This window comes from Paenibacillus turicensis (assembly GCF_050461185.1).
In the GTDB taxonomy this organism is placed as follows: domain Bacteria; phylum Bacillota; class Bacilli; order Paenibacillales; family Paenibacillaceae; genus Fontibacillus; species Fontibacillus turicensis_A.
Genome location: NZ_JBCMOR010000019.1, coordinates 12,997 through 35,350 on the forward strand (window position 1 = coordinate 12,997; position 22,354 = coordinate 35,350).

Annotated in this window: 21 protein-coding genes and 2 riboswitches; of the genes, 10 read left to right on the forward strand and 11 right to left on the reverse strand. The window is 39.7% G+C overall.

The annotated features are described in order from the left end of the window. Positions 1-186: 186 nt before the first annotated feature. Positions 187-768, reverse strand: coding sequence for a DNA-directed RNA polymerase subunit delta (gene rpoE, locus ABE099_RS19670; protein ID WP_430033170.1), 582 nt, complete (start codon positions 766-768; stop codon positions 187-189). Positions 769-1,225: 457 nt separating this feature from the next. Here rpoE and ABE099_RS19675 point away from each other — a divergent pair, with 457 nt between their 5' ends. After that, positions 1,226-2,353 carry a S8 family peptidase gene (locus ABE099_RS19675; protein ID WP_430033172.1) on the forward strand — a complete coding sequence of 376 codons (1,128 nt, stop codon included), beginning with the start codon at positions 1,226-1,228 and terminating at the stop codon, positions 2,351-2,353. A gap of 54 nt (positions 2,354-2,407) precedes the next feature. On the opposite strand, the gene argS is transcribed toward ABE099_RS19675, so the two are convergent. The 6 genes from argS to ABE099_RS19705 all read right to left on the reverse strand — a co-directional run bounded on the left by argS (position 2,408) and on the right by ABE099_RS19705 (position 9,724). Next, positions 2,408-4,087, reverse strand: coding sequence for an arginine--tRNA ligase (argS, locus tag ABE099_RS19680; protein WP_430033174.1), 1,680 nt, complete (start codon positions 4,085-4,087; stop codon positions 2,408-2,410). After that, positions 4,084-4,509 (reverse strand): DUF1934 domain-containing protein, encoded by a 426-nt coding sequence (locus ABE099_RS19685; RefSeq protein ID WP_430033176.1) that lies wholly within the window; start codon positions 4,507-4,509, stop codon positions 4,084-4,086. Before ABE099_RS19685 ends, argS begins: the two co-directional genes overlap by 4 nt. An 87-nt stretch (positions 4,510-4,596) precedes the next feature. After that, the gene (locus ABE099_RS19690) at positions 4,597-5,610 is read right to left on the reverse strand and encodes a hypothetical protein (protein WP_430033177.1); all 1,014 of its coding nucleotides are present in this window, start codon (positions 5,608-5,610) and stop codon (positions 4,597-4,599) included. 199 nt (positions 5,611-5,809) lie between these two features. After that, positions 5,810-7,534, reverse strand: a complete 1,725-nt coding sequence (locus tag ABE099_RS19695) for an ABC transporter ATP-binding protein (RefSeq protein ID WP_430033217.1) — start codon at positions 7,532-7,534, stop codon at positions 5,810-5,812. A 93-nt stretch (positions 7,535-7,627) separates the two neighbouring features. Then, positions 7,628-8,647 carry a FecCD family ABC transporter permease gene (locus ABE099_RS19700; protein ID WP_430033220.1) on the reverse strand — a complete coding sequence of 340 codons (1,020 nt, stop codon included), beginning with the start codon at positions 8,645-8,647 and terminating at the stop codon, positions 7,628-7,630. Between the two features lie 18 nt (positions 8,648-8,665). Beyond that, complete coding sequence (locus ABE099_RS19705) at positions 8,666-9,724, reverse strand: FecCD family ABC transporter permease (RefSeq protein WP_430033179.1); 1,059 nt, start codon at positions 9,722-9,724, stop codon at positions 8,666-8,668. Between the two features lie 181 nt (positions 9,725-9,905). Here ABE099_RS19705 and ABE099_RS19710 point away from each other — a divergent pair, with 181 nt between their 5' ends. Both ABE099_RS19710 and ABE099_RS19715 read left to right on the forward strand, forming a co-directional pair. Continuing rightward, on the forward strand, positions 9,906-11,969 hold the full coding sequence (locus ABE099_RS19710; RefSeq protein ID WP_430033180.1) for a transglycosylase domain-containing protein: 2,064 nt from the start codon (positions 9,906-9,908) through the stop codon (positions 11,967-11,969). Between the two features lie 225 nt (positions 11,970-12,194). Further along, positions 12,195-12,593, forward strand: a complete 399-nt coding sequence (locus ABE099_RS19715) for a VOC family protein (RefSeq protein WP_430033182.1) — start codon at positions 12,195-12,197, stop codon at positions 12,591-12,593. Between the two features lie 247 nt (positions 12,594-12,840). On the opposite strand, the gene ABE099_RS19720 is transcribed toward ABE099_RS19715, so the two are convergent. Continuing rightward, on the reverse strand, positions 12,841-13,353 hold the full coding sequence (locus ABE099_RS19720) for a YwhD family protein (protein ID WP_430033184.1): 513 nt from the start codon (positions 13,351-13,353) through the stop codon (positions 12,841-12,843). 106 nt (positions 13,354-13,459) lie between these two features. Between ABE099_RS19720 and ABE099_RS19725 the strand changes: the two genes are divergently transcribed. From ABE099_RS19725 to ABE099_RS19745, 5 genes are all read left to right on the forward strand, one after another. Next, positions 13,460-15,454, forward strand: coding sequence for a M1 family metallopeptidase (locus ABE099_RS19725; RefSeq protein WP_430033185.1), 1,995 nt, complete (start codon positions 13,460-13,462; stop codon positions 15,452-15,454). A gap of 52 nt (positions 15,455-15,506) precedes the next feature. After that, positions 15,507-16,337 carry a hypothetical protein gene (locus ABE099_RS19730; RefSeq protein ID WP_430033187.1) on the forward strand — a complete coding sequence of 277 codons (831 nt, stop codon included), beginning with the start codon at positions 15,507-15,509 and terminating at the stop codon, positions 16,335-16,337. A gap of 196 nt (positions 16,338-16,533) precedes the next feature. Continuing rightward, positions 16,534-16,671, forward strand: a riboswitch (cyclic di-AMP (ydaO/yuaA leader). Between the two features lie 6 nt (positions 16,672-16,677). Then, positions 16,678-17,169 carry a C40 family peptidase gene (locus ABE099_RS19735; RefSeq protein ID WP_430033189.1) on the forward strand — a complete coding sequence of 164 codons (492 nt, stop codon included), beginning with the start codon at positions 16,678-16,680 and terminating at the stop codon, positions 17,167-17,169. A gap of 179 nt (positions 17,170-17,348) precedes the next feature. Next, positions 17,349-17,485: riboswitch (cyclic di-AMP (ydaO/yuaA leader) on the forward strand. A 5-nt stretch (positions 17,486-17,490) separates the two neighbouring features. Next, positions 17,491-17,979, forward strand: a complete 489-nt coding sequence (locus tag ABE099_RS19740; protein ID WP_430033192.1) for a C40 family peptidase — start codon at positions 17,491-17,493, stop codon at positions 17,977-17,979. A 258-nt stretch (positions 17,980-18,237) separates the two neighbouring features. After that, positions 18,238-18,726 (forward strand): GNAT family N-acetyltransferase, encoded by a 489-nt coding sequence (locus ABE099_RS19745; protein WP_430033194.1) that lies wholly within the window; start codon positions 18,238-18,240, stop codon positions 18,724-18,726. A 95-nt stretch (positions 18,727-18,821) separates the two neighbouring features. On the opposite strand, the gene rbsK is transcribed toward ABE099_RS19745, so the two are convergent. The 3 genes from rbsK to ABE099_RS19760 form a co-directional block, all read right to left on the reverse strand. Continuing rightward, complete coding sequence (gene rbsK / locus ABE099_RS19750; protein ID WP_430033196.1) at positions 18,822-19,796, reverse strand: ribokinase; 975 nt, start codon at positions 19,794-19,796, stop codon at positions 18,822-18,824. A 36-nt stretch (positions 19,797-19,832) separates the two neighbouring features. Continuing rightward, on the reverse strand, positions 19,833-20,132 hold the full coding sequence (locus ABE099_RS19755; protein ID WP_210091186.1) for a 4a-hydroxytetrahydrobiopterin dehydratase: 300 nt from the start codon (positions 20,130-20,132) through the stop codon (positions 19,833-19,835). Positions 20,133-20,236: 104 nt separating this feature from the next. After that, positions 20,237-20,530, reverse strand: a complete 294-nt coding sequence (locus ABE099_RS19760) for a hypothetical protein (RefSeq protein WP_430033199.1) — start codon at positions 20,528-20,530, stop codon at positions 20,237-20,239. A gap of 194 nt (positions 20,531-20,724) precedes the next feature. On the opposite strand from ABE099_RS19760, the gene motA reads away from it, so the two are divergent. Further along, on the forward strand, positions 20,725-21,525 hold the full coding sequence (motA, locus tag ABE099_RS19765; protein WP_210091188.1) for a flagellar motor stator protein MotA: 801 nt from the start codon (positions 20,725-20,727) through the stop codon (positions 21,523-21,525). Next, positions 21,512-22,309, forward strand: a complete 798-nt coding sequence (locus ABE099_RS19770) for a flagellar motor protein MotB (protein ID WP_430033201.1) — start codon at positions 21,512-21,514, stop codon at positions 22,307-22,309. Before motA ends, ABE099_RS19770 begins: the two co-directional genes overlap by 14 nt. Positions 22,310-22,354 lie beyond the last annotated feature (45 nt).

Genomic DNA, 22,354 nt, shown 5'->3' on the forward strand with positions numbered 1-22,354 from the left:
ATTGAAGCAATTAAAGCAAAAAAACAAAAAAAGTGACACCCGAATAGGTCGGGGCACTTTTATTAAAAAAAATTATAGTTATAGGTTAAAATCTCATAAGCCCATGCAATAGTTTACCCGTTAGCATAGCCTCTGTCAAGTAAGAACACGAGCTTATAAAACAATCCTATGGCAGAAATGTTAACCTTATTTGTCGTAATCTTCATCCTCATAATCTTCGTCTTCTTCATCTTGCTCTTCTTCATCATCTGAGAGCTCATCATCCACGAGATCTTCGTCAATTTCTTCATCATCGATTATCGTATCGTCTTCAACATCCTCAATATCTTCCTCTTCGATGTCTTCGTCCTCATCTGTAAATAATTCATCTTCATCATCCACAGAATCAAACCCATCATTATCCGCAGAAAACTTCTTCTCAACCTCATCAGAGAAATCGTCATCCTCAACGTCATCATTAATGATTCGAGGGCGTTTTGCTGAGCCTACAGGATCCTCAGAACGTTCAATTGGATACCAACGCTTAAGCCCCCACAGATTCGTACCTACACATGCAAATCTGCCGTCGATATTAATTTCCGTATATAATTCCGCAATTGCCTCTTGGGATTGCTCTTCAGACATTCCACGAAGCTTAGCTACTTCTTTCATTAGGTCACGATAATAATACGGGGTATTTGCAGCTTTCAAGACCATAAAGGCCAAATCAACCATAGGAATTTCTAAAGCTCTTTCCTGATCAATGTTCAAATTGAGTGGTGTACTCACTGACAGACACTTCCTCTCACACAAAGTTCAAAGTCACTTACATTTCCTTACTTATTCATATCACACCTAAGTAAACCTTATTTGAAACTAAAAAGCAAGTTCTATCATAAACAAAACCAAGCGGCTTGGCTATCCTTAATGCAAAATTTTTTTTGTATTGTAGATTCAAATATAAAAAAGTCGCCCTTCCACAGTTGTTATGCTGCAAAAGGACGGCTTTCTGACTGTATCCTTCCCTCAGCAAGATTTCAACCTCACGAAGGGATAGAGCAAATTTGCTCTCTATTTATGTTATGACCGTAATGCGTATTTGACACGCAAGTTACAAGCCTATATTTTTGTTTATTTAGCGTTTTCACATTAAGTGCCTATTTCCTCTAAAAAGGGCCCCTTCCCAAGCCACAAATCAATCCTTGTCATACTATACTGCATACTTCGTCAGGAGGGGCTGCCATTTATGGACTACTCCGTATTCCTCCAATATTTAAATGATCATATCGATACCTCCGGAAAAAACGGACGACACATTATTCAATTTTCAAGCAAAAGGCAATTTTTAGATTGTATACAAGAGCTTTATAAACTAAAGGGCAAATATACCGCTTTAAAAAACATACGCATCGTATCCCTGCTTCAAGCCTTGGTATGCCCATTAACGAAGGCTGCAATGCTTTCGAGTGAAAAAGGAAGCTTTAAAATTGAAAAGGATGCTCGTATTAAAGAAATAACAACCTCAAACGGTAAAGAGCCTAAGCCCAACATTCCGTGGGGAGTTAAACGAATTGGCGCTCCAGCCATGTGGTCTCGTTCTACTGGTTATGGTGTTCGAATTGGTGTCATTGATACTGGAATCGACTATAATCACCCTGATCTTAAAAATTCGGTAGCTAAAGGGGTAAATATTATCAACCCAGCCTCACTACCCTACGATGATAATGGACATGGGACGCATATTGCAGGCACTATTGCTGCAGCAGGGGGAATTCAAGGCATGATTGGAGTTGCTCCACGCGCCATGATTTATCCTGTAAAATCATTTAGCTATGATGGCTCAGCCTATGTCTCTGATATTATTTTAGGAATAGACTGGTGTATTCGTAATAAAATGCATGTCATTAATATGAGCTTTGGGATGAAAAGTAGGAGTAGTGCTCTGCAAAGCATCATAAAAAAAGCATATAGCGAAAATATTGTCGTTGTAGCCTCAGCAGGAAATGACAAAAAGAATCGAACTGTGGATTACCCAGCCAGATATCACCAGACAATTTCAGTAGGTGCAACAGGACGGAATGGCAAAATTGCAGGCTTTAGTAATCGAGGACCTAATATTGATTTATACGCACCTGGGGAGCGAGTCCATTCCTCTTGGCTTGGTGGTGGCTATCGTGAGATGAGCGGGACCTCTATGGCAACCTCACATGTCAGTGGCACGATTGCTTTATTGTTATCCTTAAAACCTGGACTTAAGCCCGATGAGATTAAACGTCGACTACGCCGGGCCGCGCGCCCAATTGGGCACAACAATAAAACTAAAACATCTATTGGCGAGGTATGTGCGACTCGTATATTTAAAGTGCCTAAGTAAAGTATACTGAAAAACAAAAAACACCCTCCTTCATAAAAAGGAGGGCGTTTAAAATTACATGCGATCCGGTGCAGAGACACCAATTAACGTTAATACATTTTTAATTGCTGTACGCACAGCACCTAGCAATGCTAAACGAGCAAGGCTTTGCTCCAAATCCTCTGTAATGACACGTTCTGCACGATAATAGCTGTGTAATAACGAAGCTAGCTCATACACATAACGGACTAAACGATGGGGAGCGTAAAGGGAAGCCGCAGCACTAATCTCTTCTGGAAGCTCTCCTACTTTACGTAGCAAGTCATATTCATGCTCTGTAGTAAGCTTATTAAAGTTAACCTTGTTAATGTCATCAATCGTAATTCCCTGTTCTTCAGCTTGACGGAAGATACTACAAATCCGAGCATGTGCATACTGCACGTAAAATACAGGGTTATCATTTGAAGTCGATACTGCTAGATCCATATCAAAATCAAGATGAGAATCCATACTACGCATCGTAAAGAAGTAACGAATCGCATCTACGCCTACCTCATCCATTAGATCTACCATTGTTACAGCTTTACCTGTTCGCTTAGACATTTTGACCTTCTCGCCGTTTTGGAACAAGCTCACCATCTGAGCAATGAGTACGGTCAATTTATTAGGGTCCTTCCCTAATGCTTCCATCGCTGCACGAATCCGAGGGACATAACCATGATGATCTGCTCCCCAAATGTTAAACATGCGGTCATAACCACGTTCGTATTTATCACGATGATAAGCGATATCTGGTGTTAAATACGTATACGTTCCGTCATTTTTCACCAGTACACGATCCTTATCGTCGCCATAATCTGTTGTTCTTAGCCATGTCGCACCTTCATGCTCATAGACTTGTCCTTTGCTTTTCAGCTCTTCTAGAGACAATTCAACCTTTTTATTCTCATAAAGGGAGGTTTCACTAAACCAAATATCAAAATCAACACGAAAACGAGCTAAGTCGCGTTTGATTTTGTTTAATTCCTTTTCCAATCCAAATTTACGCAGGAATTCCATTCGATCTTCCTCTGACATTTGCAGAAGTGCTTCCCCTTGCTCTTCAATTAACTCCTTTGCAAAACCTTTAATATCTTCACCATGGTAGCCATCTTCAGGCATTGGAACGTCCTGACCAAGTGCTTGTAAATAACGCGCCTCAATCGATTTGCATAAATTCACAATTTGATTACCTGCATCATTAATGTAATACTCGCGTGTCACATCATAACCAGCAAAATCAAGAATGTTGCACAATGCATCTCCTACTGCCGCACCACGAGCATGACCTAAATGTAAGCTTCCTGTAGGGTTAGCACTTACAAACTCCATCTCAACCTTTTGTCCTGCGCCATCCTCTACACGTCCATAACGATCATTTTGTTCATACACCTGTTTAATAACGGGATACAAATAGCTTTTACTTACTGTAAAGTTGATAAAACCTGGACCAGCAATTTCAGCACGCTCAATGCCTGCTTTAGCTAAATCCATATGCTTGATAAGTTCCTCTGCGATTTGTCTTGGGTTCCGCTTTGCAATGCGGGTAAGCTGCATCGCTGCATTTGTAGCGAGGTCACCGTGCGCTTTATCCTTTGGGACTTCTAATGTAATCGTTGGGACTTCCTCTAATGACGCTAAACCAGCCGCAACAATTGCATCGCTAATTTCCTGTTTTACATCTAAGTTTAGTTGTTCTAATGGACTTATTGTCATGATTTCACTTCCTCCTGTATATGTAAACTATTAATGAAGTTTCCGTTTAGCTCTTCATACACATACAAATCATACTCCCATGCAATCTTTAGTTCATTTCCATGATTGTGGATTTCTAGCTTATCGGTCTGTGTAGACAGATTAAAGCTTGTGTATGGCGAACGATAAAACCCTGGACAACGCTGATCAGCAATAAAGCTTTGCTCCGATTCAACGTTGCCATGGCGAATTATTTTCAGACTATGATCAGAAATTTTAAGTAACGTACGAACTTGTCCTTGATGCGGCGCTGATTGCTCTTCTGTATACTGAACATAACAGGTATTACCTTTCACCTGCATTACCCCATCAAACTGCGATCTAGTGTGCTCAGATCCCTGCTGACTCACAATTTGGATAAGAACCTTCTTTTTCTCTGACATAACTAGTATAATCCCCATTCCCTCAAATACTCACAGGTATTTATTATACCGTTAGCACCCTTGTAATGCCATATCTATCTCTTTAGATTAAACTAAAGGGCTATTTAACACTATAAACGCAACTTTATCCTGTTGAAAATAAATATGAAAGATATAGTAATCGCCAACTTTATAACTCCACCGACTTGATGTTTTCAGCGGTTTAACATCAAGTATACGCTCAACTTCATTTTTAGGCATACCCACTTTAATACCATCTTTAGCTTGATGAGTACCATCCATAAATACAATTTGGCCTGGCAACATTACGATCTCATCAGTACTCTTTGTCACTTCCGAAACCTGAGCTGTGTCATTGTCATAAAAGGGGATTTTCCAAAGCGCTGTTTCCTGCGTCAATTTTTGTTGCCAACCCTTAAAATCCAGCCCATCAATTTGAAGCTGCTCAGCTTGTATTTGGTCCGCTTCATCAGTAACTGCCTGCTGCTCTTCTATCGTAGCTTGTTGCTTTAAGTGATCATATAAGGCTAGCTTCTCATCTCGTTTTATCACACGATTCATTAGCAATAACACCTGATGATTTGCGTAATACCATTTGCCATCCGCCTTATATGCATTCATGCTAACATCATATGCAAGCACAACGGGCTCCTTTGCCCCAATATTTATTAGAAGCTGTACATCTTGCGCTGAAGACACAGAAGACATAGCAGACTTAGTAGATACAACCTGTGCTACGGCAATGGTCGTATCCGTCCATCTCAATGCGTCAAGTATGATTTGTGTATCATTTTTGGAAAGTGAAGCCTTGTTCCCGTCCCATTTTATTGTAATGGCTTTAACGTCCTTTTCCTTCCACGACTGTTGCTCTAGCAAATAAGGATTAATGACTTTACCATTAGAAGGTATCTCATTAGAGGGCGGGGAGATATTGTTAATTTGCTTATCTATCTTTTCTTCTGATTGTGGCGGCGGAGAATCCGTCCCACGATCCTCCTTAGAAGAAGGCCAATAGGTCGTAACTGCAATCGTAAATAATACCATAAACATGATCGCTAACGCAGACCTTGGTTTTGGTGGTTTATCTCGAGGTTCCCTCATATGCATAACTCCTCCAAGGAAATTCCTAATTGTATACTCTCAGAATACTTTGTACACTGCCTACTGCCCATCATAGCATAGCTTTTGATACGAAAAAAACCCTCATTCACCCACGTAGCTCGTTTAAGCACGCTTAGAATAAGGGATTCGTAACTATACAGCTTCTATCAGCTTCTATTTAGTTCTTCATATGAAAAGATTAAGCGAATTGCGTACCAAATTGAGCACGATGCAGACGACTATAAGCACCTTCTAGTTTAAGCAGTTGCTCATGTGTTCCTTCCTCTAATACACCTTGCTCTGCAACAACGATAATCCGATCAGCATCTTTAATCGTCGCTAAGCGATGCGCAATGACAAGTGTCGTTCTTCCCTTTGACAACTCAGATAAAGCAAGCTGAATGGCTGCTTCAGTTTCTGTGTCTAGTGCAGAAGTTGCTTCATCCAAAATTAAAATCGGAGGATTTTTTAGAAACATACGTGCAATCGACAAGCGTTGCTTTTGTCCACCAGACAGCTTTACTCCACGCTCCCCTATCATCGTATCTAACCCATCCGGATACTCCTGAATCAGTTCTTCTAATTGGGCGCGTCTTGCTGCCTCCCAAATCGCTTCCTCTGAAGCATTCAAGTCACCATAAGCAATATTTTCACGTATTGTACCATCAAACAAAAATACATCTTGCTGCACGATGCCAATGTGGGTACGGAGTGACTCTAAAGTTAAATCTCGGATATCAATGCCATCAATTTGAATTGCACCTTCATCTACATCATAAAATCTTGGCAATAAGCTACAAAGTGTAGTTTTACCCGCACCTGATGGGCCAACCAACGCCACTGTTTCTCCAGCGTTGATGGTTAAGTTTAGGTTTTTCAAAATTTTATCTTTATTTTCATAACCAAAGGTAACATCCTTATAGGAAATATTCCCTTTAATATTTGTTATCGTTTTAGCATTCGGAGCATCAGATACATCTGGTTCTGTTTCTAACAGCTCCAAATATCGTTTAAAGCCAGCAATTCCTTTTGGATAAGTCTCAATAACACTGTTAATTTGCTTAATCGGTCCTAAGAAAATATTAGATAACATTACAAAAGCAACAAATTCACCGTAGCTCATTTCCTTTTGAATCACAAACCATGTTCCACATACTAATACAAACAAATTAACAAAACGCATTAATATAAAGCTGACGGAGGCGTTCCATGCCATAATGCGATACGTTAATAGCTTAGTTAGACGAAAACGTTCATTATTAACTGCAAACTTTTCAATCTCATGATTTTCATTCGCAAAAGCTTGAACAACACGAATTCCACTTACGTTGTTTTCCACTCTTGCATTATAATCCGCGATATCTGCGAACATTTTATTAAATGCCCTAGACATTTTTCGGCTAAAATACAACGATAGGTATATCATTAATGGAACAATAATGAAGGTTAATACTGCTAGCTTCCAATTGATCCCTAACATAATACCAAAGGCACCTGTTAACGTCATGATAGCAATAAATAAATCTTCTGGCCCATGATGGGCAATTTCCCCAATATCCATTAAATCATTTGTCATACGGGATACTAAATGTCCTGTTTTCGTATTATCAAAAAAGCGGAAAGATAATTTCTGCACACGATCAAACAGCTTTTTACGCATATCAGACTCAATACTAATCCCGAGCTTATGTCCCCAATACGTGACTACAAAATTTAAAAATGCACTAAACAAATATATCGTTAACAAAATAATACAAGCATACAAAATCGTTTTCCAATTCCCTTGGGGAAGTAAGTCATCAATTACTTTATTAATTGCTAGTGGAAACACTAGCTCCAATAAAGCTGCAAAAATTGCACATGTAAAATCTATAATAAATAGCCATTTATATGGTCGATAATATTCAAAAAAGCGCCTGAGCAATGTCATCCCTCTCTCTTCAAATTTTAAAAGCTAAAAAACTGCGTATTATAGCTTGTTTTATGCTTATTATTTGTTATTTCATTAAAATGCTGATCAGTCTTTAGCTTTGGCTAATAAGTAGAGGAAAAATGGTGCCCCCAATACAGCTACAACTAAACCGGTAGGCACTTCTGTTGGCTGTAAAATCCATCTGCCTATCGTATCCGCCGCTATGACTAGCAAGCTACCTACTAATGCTGAGGTTGGCAACAAGTATTGATGTCTTGGTCCTACTAATCTTCTTGCCACATGAGGTCCAATTAAACCTACGAAGCCAATTCCCCCACTCACTGAAACACAAGAAGCTGCTAAGCCTACTGCTGCCGCAAGGAACTTGATTTGCTCTCTAGACACATTTGCCCCTAAGCCCATTGCCGTATTTTCGCCAAGATTAAGCACATCAAGCACCCTAGCTTTTATGAATATGTAGGGAAGCAAAATTACAATCCAAGGAAGCAATGTCCATACGAATTTCCATGTCGTCCCCCAAATGCTACCTGCAAGCCACGTTGCAACAAACTGGTATTTTTCAGGGCTTAAACGTAACGTCAGCACGATCATAGCTGAATTAATACCCGCGGATATTGCTACCCCAGTTAAAATTAAACGAGTGGGCAAGATTCCTTTATTACGCTTATAAGATAATCCATAAATTATAATTGCTGTTAACGAAGCACCTACTAATGCTAAAAATGGTAACCCGAGCACAGGAACCGCTGTAGTTGCAGGATAAAATGCGATAAATAACATAACAACTAACCCTGCACCAGAATTAATCCCTAAAATGCCTGGGTCTGCAAGTGCATTACGAGAAATCGCCTGCATAATACAGCCTGAAACTGCTAGACCTGCACCAATCAATATGGCAATCACGATCCGAGGTAAGCGAAATTGAAATAATATTAAATTTTGCTTTTTGGTTCCATTCCCTAGCAAAGTGTCTAATAGTTCTGCTGGCGTTAATCGAATGTGTCCTGTATTTATGCTAATAATGAATACGATTAAGATTAAAAGAGCTAATATGCCCATGATAAACACAGCTTTTCTGCGATCTTTCTTATCTGCTGTATACATGACTGTTGTGTTTGCCATCTATAGCTCCCTCCTTTCTTTACGAGCCAAGTAGAGGAAAAATGGTACGCCAATTAATGCGATTAGTGCACCAATTGGAGTCTCATAAGGAGGATTAATAATTCTTGCTGTTAAATCAGCGAGTACCACCAACAAGCTTCCTAAAATTGCTGAGCAAGGAATGATCCAACGGTAATCCACCCCAACAATGTATCGCGTCAAATGTGGAATAATTAGGCCTACAAAACCAACAGGACCTACAACAGAAACCGCTGAACCCGCCAAAATTAAAATAATAATTGTCGCCACTAGCTTCACTAACGTCGTTCTTTGCCCTAAGCCTTTAGCAACATCTTCCCCAAGACTTAACATCGTAATCGAACGAGAAATAATGATGGCCCCTATTAAAGCACCAATTACCCAAGGAGACATGATTTCTAATTGAAGCCACTTTGTCCCTGACACCCCACCTGCATACCAAAAGGCAATGTCCTGACCAATTCTAAAGTGTAATGCAATCGCTTCACTTAATGCCGCAAACAACGCACTTAACGCAGAACCAGCTAATACTAAACGTACAGGTGAAAGTCCGCCTTTAGCTAGTGAACTAATTCCATAAACTAACCCTGCACCTACACCAGCACCAACAAAGGAAAACATAATAAGGAACATGTACGGTAACCCTGGTGCAAAAGCAAAACATAAGGCAAGTGCAAGTCCTGCCCCCGCATTTAACCCTAGCAAACCAGAATCCGCCATTGGGTTCCGCGTCATCCCTTGCATAAGTGCACCCGCTACGGCAAAGCATGCTCCTACCATCGCAGCCCCAAGCACACGCGGCAAGCGAAGCTCTTGAATAATAAGATGATTCGTCACCGTGTCATTAAAATGGAATACTGCATCCCATACCTCTGACAACTTTATATCTGCTGCACCAAGTGCAATGGATAACCCAATACTGAAAAGTAGTAAAACTACACCGCCTGTCAATATAAGCGTAGCGGCAATTGGACGACTTTTTAGCTTCCTTTTTTTTGGCGCATCGTCATCCTCTGTAGCTGATGGAGCATATTGCATCATGTTATATTCACCCTTCATTCCTTAACTAAAATGTGCTTAGCATTAAATCTCATTCTAAATAACAATGATAATCATTGTCAATGCAATAAATAAGAAGATTTTAGTTTTATTTTGAATAACGTCTCCAAACTTTCCCATACTATGATTTAGTATGTCAAGTCTTACATAAGGGGGAATCACGATGGACCGTCTGTCCCGAAGCAATCGAAAATCTAAGCACAAGCTCCTATTCATCTTGCTGAAGCTTACCTCTGTGCTGGCTGTATGCTTCATAATAGGAATATCATTACTTCTACTATACTTGTCACAAACGGCACTTCCCCCCGCCGCTTATGATCGTAACTCCCAACTCATCGATATGAATGGAGAAGCGATAGCTGTGTTCTCAAGCGGAGAGCGCAATCGTCAGCCTATTGCCCTTTCAGAAGTATCACCATGGGTCGTGAAAGCCACGCTTGCGGTAGAGGATCGTAAATTTTATGAGCATATTGGGTTTGATATCAAAGGAATGTTTCGTGCCTTATTTGTAAACTTAAAAGAGATGGATCGGGTACAAGGAGCAAGTACGTTAACACAGCAGCTAGCACGTAATTTATATTTAACCCATGAACGTACATGGACTCGTAAATTAAAAGAAGCAATGTACACAGCTCAGCTCGAAATGAAATACAGCAAAAAAGAAATATTAGCGATGTATTTAAATGAAATTTATTATGGTAAAGGTGCCTATGGTATTGAGGCTGCAGCTAAGATGTATTTTGGCAAGCCAGCAAATAAGCTGAGTATAGCCGAAAGTGCAATTTTAGCCGGAATTCCTAAGGGGCCTACCTATTATTCTCCATATAACCATATGAAAAATGCAAAGGACCGTCAAAAAATCGTTTTGTCAGCAATGGTACACACAAAGGCCATTACCCAAGCACAGGCAGATCAAGCTTATGAGGAAATGTTACATTTTCAATCCCAACAGCAACGTGTAACCGCAGATAAAGCACCCTACTTTAGAGATTATGTAAGAAATGTAGTGACCAATGAGCTTGGCTTTGAAGAAAATTTGTTAGAGCATGGTGGATTACGTATTTATACTACGATTGATATGAACGCCCAACAGGCCGCTGAAGCCGCTGTATCCTCTGAGCTAAAGGGGACGAAGGAGCTTGAGGCTGCTTTAGTTTCCATAGATCCACGTACAGGTTATATTAAAGCCATGGTTGGGGGCGCAAATTATTTAAATAGTCAATATAATCATGTGTTTGCTGGGACAAGGCATCCTGGATCTAGCTTCAAGCCAATTATGTATTTGTCCGCAATTGCATCTCAAAAAATGACACCGATGAGTGTATTTAATAGTGAACCTACCATATTTCATTATGATAACAACCGCAAAACGTATAGTCCAAAAAATTTTAATGAAAAATACAACGGTGAAATTGATATGCGTAAAGCGATTGCCGCCTCCGATAATATTTATGCCGTAAATACGATTTTAAAAATTGGTGCGGAGCAGGTCATTGATCTGAGCAAAAAGTTAGGAATTACTAGCCCAATGGAAGCAGTACCTTCACTTGCACTTGGAACGTCTCCCATTAGCCCGTTTGAAATGGCCTCTGCTTTTGCAGTTATTAGCAATCAGGGCGCTAAGAAACCTCCGATTGCCGTTTTAAAAATTACAGATGAGCAGGGTAACGTATTGTATACGGCTAATGACACACCCGCAGAACAAATTGTTCAACCTGCTGCCGCCTATGTATTGACACACCTACTTGAAAGTGTATTTGAAACTGGTGGAACAGGTAACCGTGTGTCTGATACGATCAAGCGACCGGTTGCTGGCAAGACGGGTACGACAAGTACAGATGCATGGCTCGTAGGATACACACCTGAATTATCCACTGCGGTATGGGTTGGCTATGATCAAGGTAAAATTCTGGATACAGCAGGTTCAAGAAAAGCCGCACCTATTTTTGCAAAGTTTACAGAAAAGGCGCTAGAAAAGGTGCCACCAAAAATTTTTCCAATCCCTGACGGTGTCGTTAGTGTATATATAGATCCGGAAAGTGGTAAGCTCGCCACAAATGATTGTCCTACAAAAAGACTTGAGGCTTTTATTCAAGGAACGGAACCAACTGAGACTTGTACAGCTCATAGCCATGAGGAGCAACCTGACCCTGTGATACCACCGGTAGAACCCAAAAAAGAAAACCGTTCATGGTGGAAAGATTTAAAACGTTGGTGGATGAACTAGGGCGTGTCTAAAAGGTCAGCAGGGAGTAGATATTGGCGAATTTTCGCTTCATACAAGGCACCTTTTTGCAGGCTTACCGGGGTAAGTCAAGGAAAAGTAACGCAGTAGGAGGCGAAAAGGCGGGAATAGATGACCCTGAGTGCGTTTTCAGACACGCCCTAGTATCGTTGTTATCTTGCTGCGACTTAGTATAATATTTAGTAAAAAATATAGAGCAGGTGAACAATGAGTATAACTGGTTTATTGCATCATGTTGAACTGAATGTAGCAGATCTAGCGCAATCCTCCCAATTTTGGGGTTGGTTTCTCACAGAGTTAGGTTATGAGCCTTATCAAAAATGGAACGAGGGCTGTAGCTGGAAGCTAGGGGAAACTTATATTGTACTTGTACAAACTCCAGAAAAGTATTTAGATGTCCCTTACCATCGTTGTCGTGTTGGGCTAAACCATCTAGCATTCCATGCCTCATCTAGGGAGCAGGTAGACGACATTACGATGCAAGCTAGATCTAAGGGGTACCGTATCTTGTATGAAGATAAGCACCCATTTGCGGGTGGCGAGCATTATTATGCTCTATTTTTTGAAGACCCTGACCGCGTTAAAGTTGAACTTGTAGCTCCTTGACAATCTTTGGAGTGGGGAGGCTACGTAGCAGAGAGTGGTTTCTCCGCTTCGTTGCCTATTGTCAAGTTCTGATTTCAAGATTGAGCCATTAAAAAAGTTAAAATAAAAAAGAACCTTCTGCACGCAACAGGCTCACAAGGGGTCTCTCCCCAACCTGTTTCTTCGGCTTGCAGCAAGGTTCTTTTTCTTATCATTTTAATTTTAAATTTTTAAACTTACTTTTTTCAAATTCCCATCTTATTTAACTTTATGCTTCTAATGCTTGCTTAATTTGCTCTGGTGTACGTTCCCACCACTCCGGATTGGTCTCAATTAGCAGCTGCTTTAATGCTTGCTTGTGACTCATTTCTAGTCCATCCAACATAATTTTACGCTTAAGAGCGTAATCCATTTTATTGACATGATCGGCGAGGATTTTCCAACCTCTACGTGCCTCGGTATCTATCCACATTTCACAAGCGGTTAATCCTCCATAAAATTGTCCATCCTCTCCACGATCCACCGCTACCCATACGATCCATACTTGACGGCCTGCTGGGACATCCTCACGATTTACCGAGAATTTAATTCCCTTCTCTACCTTACTTTTCGCATGCATGGCACCAATATCGATGTAAGCCTCGTCCCCATCAATAATGACAGGTGACATACTATTTAAGTTAATAGAGCCTGCTCCAAAACCTTTATGCTTGCTCTTATCGTCATTACTAATAATATTTAAGGCAAACATTTTTTTGCCTGTCTTTTGTGATTTATCCATAATACCTCCTACACTTTCTATTAATAATTTTATTTTAACTAATAATTCTTGTCCTGCAAACATATACATGCTGTAGATGCTTGTCAACAGGAGGTATCCATATCCAATGTCTGGAGTAAAAAAAAGACTCATTATTTCTCTATTATCGGTATGCCTGATCAGTAGTACAACCCTATGGTACTTCAACTCAAGAGAAGTTTATTCACAAGCTGTACAACCTATCGCCCATGAACCTACAAACAAGCTTACATCGACACCTGCACCAACTTCAAGCACAACTGAGCCACAGCAGCCATCTGAGGAAATACTAAGTCACCGATTAAATGAATACCACATTAATGTCAAGCTTGATGAAACAACAGGAACATTAATCGGAAGTCAGACGGTAACCTTTAAGCATCCCGGTAAAAAAACAATCAATGAACTTTACTTTCATTTATATCCTAATGCCTTCAGCTCAAAGGACACCACCTTTATGAAGGAATCAGGCGGGAAGCTCCGCGGCGACGTCATGCCTAAAAACGGGTATGGAAATATGACGCTTACTGAAGTAACGACGACAGATGGCATCTCATTGCTTCATCGCGTCATGTATGTCCAGCCTGACGATGGCAATACCCACGATCGAACACTAGCGAAAATCCGCCTCCCCGTCTCCATTCGTGGTGGTGAGAGTATCACACTTAAAATCGGCTTCACAGTAAAGTTACCACAGGTTTTTGCTCGAATGGGCATTGTGGATAATTTTGTGATGGCAGGGCAGTGGTTCCCTAAGCTAAGTGTATATGAGCCCGTTGGGCGAAGAGGAGTTACCGTTGAGGGCTGGAATTTACACCAATATCATGGCAACTCAGAGTTCTACTCTGATTTTGGCATATATAATGTAAAAATTGATGTCCCTAAAGACTACATCATCGCAGCTACAGGCTTCCCTACCAAGGCAACTGTCATACAAAATAACAGAAAAGTTGAACAATATTATGCAGATGATGTCCACGATTTTGCTTGGTCTGCTTCTCCCAATTTTATATTTATGGAGGAGCCATATTCCTCAGATGAGGTGCCAGGTGTAAAAATCAAACTGTATCTTGATCCAATGCATAAGGATTTAAAGGATCGCTATTTTTATGCGGCTAAGGTCGCTTTAGCAAACTTCAGTAAATGGTATGGAAGGTACCCTTATTCAACATTATCTATCGTTGTACCGCCTAAGTCGGGCAATGGTGCCGGTGGGATGGAGTATCCAACATTAATTACCGCATTTGGTGCTACTGAAGAAGCACCTGGCTACGAATTGGAGCGCACGGTCATCCATGAAATTGGACATCAATTTTTTTATGGCATGATTGCGAATAATGAATTTGAAGAGGCTTGGCTTGATGAAGCATTTACATCTTATGCTGAAGATAAGTTAATGGATCAGGAATTTGGAATCAAGCCAAATTTACCTATTCAGGGCTCATTAATCCATCAGCCTATCGCATTAACAGAACCTTCATGGAAATATGGCTCCAGTAACAATTATGCAAATAACGTATATTATCGTGGGAAGCTAGTGCTACTAGACATTGAAAGTAGAGTAGGCACCTCTACAATGAATCGAATCATGAACAAATATGCGCTGCAAAACCGTTTTAAACACCCCACGACTAAGAGCTTCCAAAAAGTAGTTGAGCAGGTTAGTGGTCAAAGCTGGAAGGATTACTTTAATGAGCATGTGTATAGCAATGTAATGATTGATTACGCAGTCAATGGAATTACGATTAAACCAGTTAAAATTAATGGAAAAGCAATGTACGAATCTACGGTTAAGTTACAACGCAATGGTGCAGTTTATCCTAAGGTACCACTACTTTTAAAGTTTACAGATGGTCACACAATCCGCAAAACCTGGAGCAGTGACGATACACAACTGCAAATTAAGTTTAACTACGCGGCCCCTTTGGATTGGATCATGATTGATCCTGAATATAAGATGATTTTAGAAAACAAGCATAATAACAATTTCCTTCGAGCACAGGTTGATCCTAAGCTCACCACTCGCCTGGACCTTGGCATTTTTAAAGCAATTGAAACGATTGTAGGGGTATTTCTGTGGTAGTTGAATGTAGTCCAGAAAATAAATGCAACACTATTAGGTTGGGGGGAAAAGCATGATCTATTTGCGCGAAGGATGGGGACGTGTCAAGGGGCAATTCCCCTCTGTCATTATTTTATTTCTTTATCAATTGTTATGGGGATTTTTCCTATATCGTATCATCAATGAACTTGTCGTTTCTGTATTAGAGCGATATCCTGATTCTTCATTACCTGAAATAAGTAGAATACTATTTATGTTTGAGGGGCAACTGGGCTTTGAACAAAATCCAAACATAAAAACGGCGCTAATTTGGATTGCGATTTTAGTCTTAGTACGGATTATACTTAGTCCATTTATCCAAGCAGGTATTTTATATGGATTAGTCCCCGATGAGGACAGGAAATCTGGTTTATCCTTATTTAGAGGTATGCAGCAATTTGGCAAACCAGTTTTGCTCATCTATTTAATTGAATGGCTATTAATTATTAGTCCCGCTTATTTTATATATCCGAGGCTGATTCAACCGATCATTATGTTATTTCAAGTAGGAATAACGTATCCTGTGCTATTTACGGTGATTGCGTATTTAACAGGATGGTGCGCCTATATTTGGATGGTTCGTCAATGTAGTCTCTTCATTCAATTTGGTTACTTCTTTCAGCATAAAATTGCTCCTTCATTTGTTATTTTTCTCCGATCTATTTTAAAAGGATTATTAATTTCGTGCTTACTTGGTTTATCTTTATTCGGAATCTCGCTTCTATTTGGTACACTCTCCTTCATATGGACAGGGTTACTCGCACTCATCTTACAACAATGCTTCCCATTATTTAGAAGTCTCATTTCAATTTGGCGGGTCACTGCTCAATACAATCTTTGGCAGCAAAATTCACAAAAATGCTAATCTTTTTCTAAGAAAATATAGCTAGTGAAAACCCTTACAAATCAAGGCTTTCGCAATTGCGGAGGCCTCTTTGATTTAAATCCTTATATTTTTCTATGAATTAAGCATTGCCAAAATACACCTGATGCTGGTACAATAACAACAGTAATAAATCAGTAACAACTTTGTAATTATTTCTGTAATTTCTAAATAGGTGAATAAAAATGAGCCGAGTTCCTGTACACCAGGGAACGGGGGAACCATTTTGGGTGAATTGATCTTGTAACAAAGGGATCATAGGGGACCTTCAAACCGAATCCTTAAGCTAACCTCGTAGGCATTGGAAGGAGATTAACTTCTTTTGAAGAAAAAGTTAACCGCAGCGGCACTAGGATGTGCCCTATTATTCAGTTTAGGTACAGGTAGTGCATTCGCAGACTCTAAATTAGATTCTGCAGTTGAAAGTGGATTAGGATCAAAATATGTATCTGGTGGAACCTCTACTGCAGGCTTTGACTGCTCTGGGTTCACACAATTTGTATTTAAAAAGCTTGGTATCAAGCTTCCTCATCAATCTGGTTCTCAATATAAGATGGGAACTGCCGTTGAAAAAGCAGATTTAATCGAAGGCGATTTGGTTTTCTTTAATACCTCTGGTAAAGGTATTTCTCATGTAGGTGTATATGTTGGAGAAGGTAAATTTGCTCATGCTTCTTCTTCTAAAGGCGTAATTATTAGTAAGCTAAGTGAAAGTTACTATGTAAAACGTTATGTAGGCGCAAAACGCATTTTAAGTACTGACAAGTATGAAGATGTAGCTGCGGATTCTTCTGATCATGATGATGTAGAATAATATGATAATAATAAATACCTATGGTTTTCTTCCAAATTGGATGATGCTATAGGTATTTTTTTGTTCATTTTTTAAAATAAGGATACAAGCTTGCCAAATGAATGACAATTTGATAGAATTATCAAAGTAATTAGTAACAACTTTGTAATTATTGCTGTAACTTTTAAAAAACTAAACTAACAAACGGACAGCCAAATTCTATATCATTATAGAAACGGGGGAACCATGCGGGTGAATTGATCTTGTAACAAAGGGATCATAGGGAACCTTCAACCGAATCCTTAAGCTAACCTCGTAGGCATTGGAAGGAGCTTTAACATCTTGAGAAAAGTAATTGCAGCCGTAGCAACAAGCTTAACCATCGTTTTAACAGTAGGTGCAGGAAGTACATTTGCAGCAAGTAATACAGCACCATCAAAACTAGTCTCTGTTGTAAACGCAGTAAAAGGAACACCTTATAAAATGGGTGGCATTTCAACAGTTGGTTTTGACTGCTCAGGTTTTACTAAATATGTGTTCAAGAAGTTTGGCGTCAATATATCTCGCTCTTCTGCCGCACAATATAAAATGGGTACTGCTGTTTCTAAAAGTAATTTAAAAGAAGGAGATCTCGTCTTCTTTAATACATTTGGTAAAGGCGTTTCTCATGTAGGTATTTACATCGGTAATGGTAAATTTGCTCATGCTTCTTCTTCTAAAGGTATCGTTGTTGACAAGCTTAACAGTAGCTACTATAAAAAAAGATATGTTGGTGCAAAACGTGTTCTCAGCAAAGCAGGTTATGCAAAATATGCAGCTTCATTAACGTAAAACGTACTCATTATATACACATATACTTACCGCATGGTTCATTTCTTTAATGAAACCTTGCGGTTTTTTATATCGTGTACTAAATTATTTTTAAGCTAAAATTATATTTTTATGATCTAATTTTTTTGCTCTACATAATATATAACGTATCAACCGCATATTATGTTCCCAATTTTCAAAAAAATTTTTATTTTTTTTATTAGTGTGAGGATACTTCATATGTGTGATCTAAAAGCTTGGAAAATGAGGTGGTTACTAATGAACAAGTGGTTCCAAGTCGTTCCTATGCAAGAAAAGCATGCTGCTGAGGTTTGTAGTTGGCGATACGATCCTCCTTATGATATTTATAGCTGGTTACCTTGGGAGCAAATGCAGGCACTTGAGGTTGAATTTGGCGATGCCCAGCTTCGTAATGAGCAATATGTCTCTATTTTGGACGAAGGAGATGAACTAGTAGGGTTTGCTCAATATTTTCCACTTATTGATGTGACAAGACTAGGAATCGGAATGAAGCCGGAGTTATGTGGGTATGGATATGGCCATTTGTTTGTGTCTGCCATTGTAGAAGAGGCACTGCGACGTGCTCCAAGAAATACGATTGATCTTGAAGTGCTCACATGGAATAAACGAGCGATACGTTGTTATGAACATGTTGGATTTAGTATTACAGATGAATATGACAAAATGACGCCAAAAGGGGTCTCACAAACCTTTTATTGTATGGTATTTCAAGGCTTTCCAAGATAGGAATGACTTCTAGATCATCTGAAAAGATAAAAAAAGATTGGCACCATAACAGTGACCAATCTTTAACTAATTATATTTAAACAAGTCTTTTTCCCTTATGAACGCTTCATAAATTGTATAACCTCTTCTTGTGTGGGCATTCCTGCCTGTGCGCCAAACTTAGTCACTGCTAGTGCCGAAGCAGCTGAAGCATAAGTGACGGCTTGCCCCACTATTTCACCACGCCCTAGAGCGACGCCCAGCGCTGCACAAAAGCAGTCACCTGCACCCGTTGTATCTACGACATCAACTTTATGAGCAGGAGCATAGACCACCTCTACATTATCTTCATTACGTTGATCTATATACGCAGATCCATCACTACCCAATGTTGTAATGACAACAGCTTGATTGACTGAAGCAAGCTTATGCATGGCTTGTGTCACTTCTTCATGAGTTTTTAAGGCAGATTGACCAAGGAGCCCTGCTAACTCTGACTGATTTGGCACAAGAACGGTAGCATGGGACAATAACTCTAGAGGTAACGTACCTGAAGCAGGCGCAGGGGCTGGATTAAGCAATACAATGGCATTCCCCTCCGCAGCAATCTGTGCAGCTTGTACAACTGTCTCCATCTCTGTCTCCAATTGAAGTAATACAACATCAGCGTCACGTAAACATGACTCTATTGCCGGTTCCCTAAGCATTGCAGGCGTCAGCTTGCCATTTGCACCAGCGACAATAATAATTCGATTGTCACCTTCAGTGACCCAGATTGAAGCAACGCCTGTGGTAACATTAGATAATTGGGCTACATGTGTTGTATTTACACCGTTTGCATTTAAATCTGCGATTAGCTGTTGGCCAAATTTATCTTGCCCTACAGCACCAATCATCGTTACATTAGCGCCTAACCTTGCCGCAGCCAAAGCTTGATTCGCCCCCTTGCCACCAGGTATAAAATGCACTTGTTCGCCTGTAAGTGTCTCTCCCTGCAAAGGTGCACGTTCTGCTTCAATTACAATATCCATATTGAGACTACCAACAACAACAACATTAGGACGTGCTACTTCAGAAGTTTGAGTGTCCATATCAATTCTCCTTAATCTAGGTTAGTAAATGCAACTTCACTCCACAGCGCTTGCTTTCAGAAAGGACTCATTATATTGCTGTGCTTCTTTAACATCAATAGCTGTAACTCCACCAGCTTCCCAAGACGTTAACCGAAGCGTAACGGTTGTATGATCGATTGTAATAAATGGATGATGATCAAATGCCTCTGAAATGGCTGCAACCTCACCTACAAATGCAATGCCTTTCATAAAGCTACTGAATTTATACTTTCGTACAATCCATCGTCCTTCTTCTAATTCCCAACCTTCCAGCGTTTCTAAATACGCCTCAATTTCTTCTGGTGTAAATGGCATACTTCTCCCCCTTCCTAACGTAACTCTAAGTAACTGATCGTGTTTGCCAGGCTATAATTCAAACTAATACATTTTATCGTTTAAAAAAATAATTATACTTGTTTTTAAACCAACCTAACAGAAGTAAATTCTTGCTCGCCAATAAACAAGTTAATAAGATGTGAATTAGCATCATGGGAAACGATGGCACTTCCTACCTCAATCATAGGCTGTGTACCCAAAGCATAAAATAAATCTTCGGCTAATGCCTCCCACACTTCATCCTTTTGCTCCTGTAACAATTGTGACCACTCATTTGGCTCCATTTCAAAAAAAATATAGCTATCTGGAATCTGTGAAACCGCCTCCGTCAAATCTTTTAAAATATCGCCATATTCTCTGCCATGCTTAATTCCCATGGGTGTAACACCCTTCCTTTTCATGATCTTGTAACATATTAGTTCTATTATAACGGAAAATACCACTTAAAAAAAAAGGGAAGTTTGTCGATAACAAAGATAAGCCATTTTTCTGAATATTATTGAGTATTTTTCAGCAAGGAAGCTGAGGAACAAGAAAAATAGGATAATTTATCTCAAGGACGAGGTGTACAATGGAAATATCAACGATTATTGGGCTTATATTCGGATTTGTATCACTAATTTTAGGTATGTACTTAAAAGGGGCTCCATTAGCAAGCTTGGTCTCTAACCCAGCGGCCTTTGTTATTATAATATTGGGTACAGCGGCAACGTTATTTGTAGCTTTTCCGATGTCAGAACTTAAAAAGTTTGGAACACTGCTAAAAATTACAATGGTAAAACCAAAAATTATTTCTAAGGAAGAGTTAATCAAGATGTTCATGGAATGGGCATCGATCACAAGACGTGAAGGGTTGCTTGCCCTTGAAAGTAAAGTCGATGAAATCAGTGATGACTTCCTGCGAAGTGGTATGCGTATGATTATTGATGGTAACGATCAGGAGTTCGTACAAGATGTACTCACCGAAGATATCGCAGCAACAGAAGAACGTCATAAAGCAGGGGCAATGATTTTCTCACAAGCCGGAATGTATGCTCCTACACTTGGGGTACTTGGTGCGGTAGTAGGTCTGATTGCTGCATTGTCAGATATGAGTGATGTTAATAAGCTTGCTCACGCGATTTCTGGTGCATTTATCGCAACCGTGTTTGGTATTTTTACCGGTTATGTAATGTGGCATCCAATTGCTACAAAACTGAAGCGTATTTCTAAAAAAGAGATGGAAGTAAAATTGATGATGGTCGAAGGTTTACTTTCCATTCAATCTGGAGTATCCACGATAGCCATTCAACAAAAGCTTGTTGTCTTCCTAACGCCTGCTGAGCGTAAAAAGGTACTAGAGAAGGGAGCGGGTGGCGGTGAGCAAGAATAAACGTCATGAAGAGCATGAAGAACATGCTGACGAAAGCTGGTTGCTTCCGTATTCAGATTTGATGACCTTGTTGCTTGCTATGTTTATTGTTCTATATGGGATGAGTAATGTAAATGCTCAAAAGTTTCAACAAATGAGCGAGGCATTTAATAGCGTTTTATCAGGTGGCTCAGGTTTACTTGAAAGTAATGCTATGATTAGCAATGACAAAAAATCAATGGGCGGTGCAACCATCATAGATGAGGCAGCTCAAGCTGCTAAGAAAAAGCGGGCAGCATTACAACGTCAGGAGGAAGAAAACCTTTCTGCGTTAAAGGAGCAGCTTGATGAATATATCGCTAACAATGGATTAAGTAATGATTTAGAGACAAAATTAAATCAATCTCAGTTGATGATTACAATTAGCGATAAGGCATTATTTGCTTCTGGTGATGCCGAACTGAAACCAAATGCACGTGCTTTAGCTAAATCGATCTCTAAGATGTTAGAAAAATTCCCGGATTATGAAATTTTAATTACAGGACATACCGATAATATCCCAATAAACACACAAAAGTTTCGAGATAACTGGGATTTAAGCTCTGCGCGGGCTTTAAACTTTACACGTGTATTATTAATAAATCCACTACTCAGTCCTAAGCTAGTGACAGCTATAGGTAGTGGAGAGTATCGTCCGATTGCTACCAATGATACCGCTGCTGGGCGTGCTCAAAACCGGCGTGTAGAGGTTTCGATTATACGTAAATATCAAGATACAACGGATACAATGAGTGTAAATCCATAATGATAAAACTAGCAGATGCTAAAAAGCTTTGTCATCTTACCTTAA

What these genes read in the sequence shown, in the direction of transcription:
- motA (WP_210091188.1), top strand. Translation starts at nt 20,725, where the DNA reads ATGGAAATATCAACGATTATTGGGCTTATATTCGGATTTGTATCACTA.
- argS (WP_430033174.1), bottom strand. Translation starts at nt 4,087, where the DNA reads ATGACAATAAGTCCATTAGAACAACTAAACTTAGATGTAAAACAGGAA.
- ABE099_RS19705 (WP_430033179.1), bottom strand. Translation starts at nt 9,724, where the DNA reads ATGATGCAATATGCTCCATCAGCTACAGAGGATGACGATGCGCCAAAA.
- ABE099_RS19715 (WP_430033182.1), top strand. Translation starts at nt 12,195, where the DNA reads ATGAGTATAACTGGTTTATTGCATCATGTTGAACTGAATGTAGCAGAT.
- ABE099_RS19725 (WP_430033185.1), top strand. Translation starts at nt 13,460, where the DNA reads ATGTCTGGAGTAAAAAAAAGACTCATTATTTCTCTATTATCGGTATGC.
- ABE099_RS19690 (WP_430033177.1), bottom strand. Translation starts at nt 5,610, where the DNA reads ATGAGGGAACCTCGAGATAAACCACCAAAACCAAGGTCTGCGTTAGCG.
- ABE099_RS19720 (WP_430033184.1), bottom strand. Translation starts at nt 13,353, where the DNA reads ATGGATAAATCACAAAAGACAGGCAAAAAAATGTTTGCCTTAAATATT.
- rbsK (WP_430033196.1), bottom strand. Translation starts at nt 19,796, where the DNA reads ATGGACACTCAAACTTCTGAAGTAGCACGTCCTAATGTTGTTGTTGTT.
- ABE099_RS19685 (WP_430033176.1), bottom strand. Translation starts at nt 4,509, where the DNA reads ATGTCAGAGAAAAAGAAGGTTCTTATCCAAATTGTGAGTCAGCAGGGA.
- ABE099_RS19760 (WP_430033199.1), bottom strand. Translation starts at nt 20,530, where the DNA reads ATGGGAATTAAGCATGGCAGAGAATATGGCGATATTTTAAAAGATTTG.
- ABE099_RS19745 (WP_430033194.1), top strand. Translation starts at nt 18,238, where the DNA reads ATGAACAAGTGGTTCCAAGTCGTTCCTATGCAAGAAAAGCATGCTGCT.
- ABE099_RS19710 (WP_430033180.1), top strand. Translation starts at nt 9,906, where the DNA reads ATGGACCGTCTGTCCCGAAGCAATCGAAAATCTAAGCACAAGCTCCTA.
- ABE099_RS19730 (WP_430033187.1), top strand. Translation starts at nt 15,507, where the DNA reads ATGATCTATTTGCGCGAAGGATGGGGACGTGTCAAGGGGCAATTCCCC.
- ABE099_RS19700 (WP_430033220.1), bottom strand. Translation starts at nt 8,647, where the DNA reads ATGTATACAGCAGATAAGAAAGATCGCAGAAAAGCTGTGTTTATCATG.
- ABE099_RS19755 (WP_210091186.1), bottom strand. Translation starts at nt 20,132, where the DNA reads ATGCCATTTACACCAGAAGAAATTGAGGCGTATTTAGAAACGCTGGAA.
- ABE099_RS19675 (WP_430033172.1), top strand. Translation starts at nt 1,226, where the DNA reads ATGGACTACTCCGTATTCCTCCAATATTTAAATGATCATATCGATACC.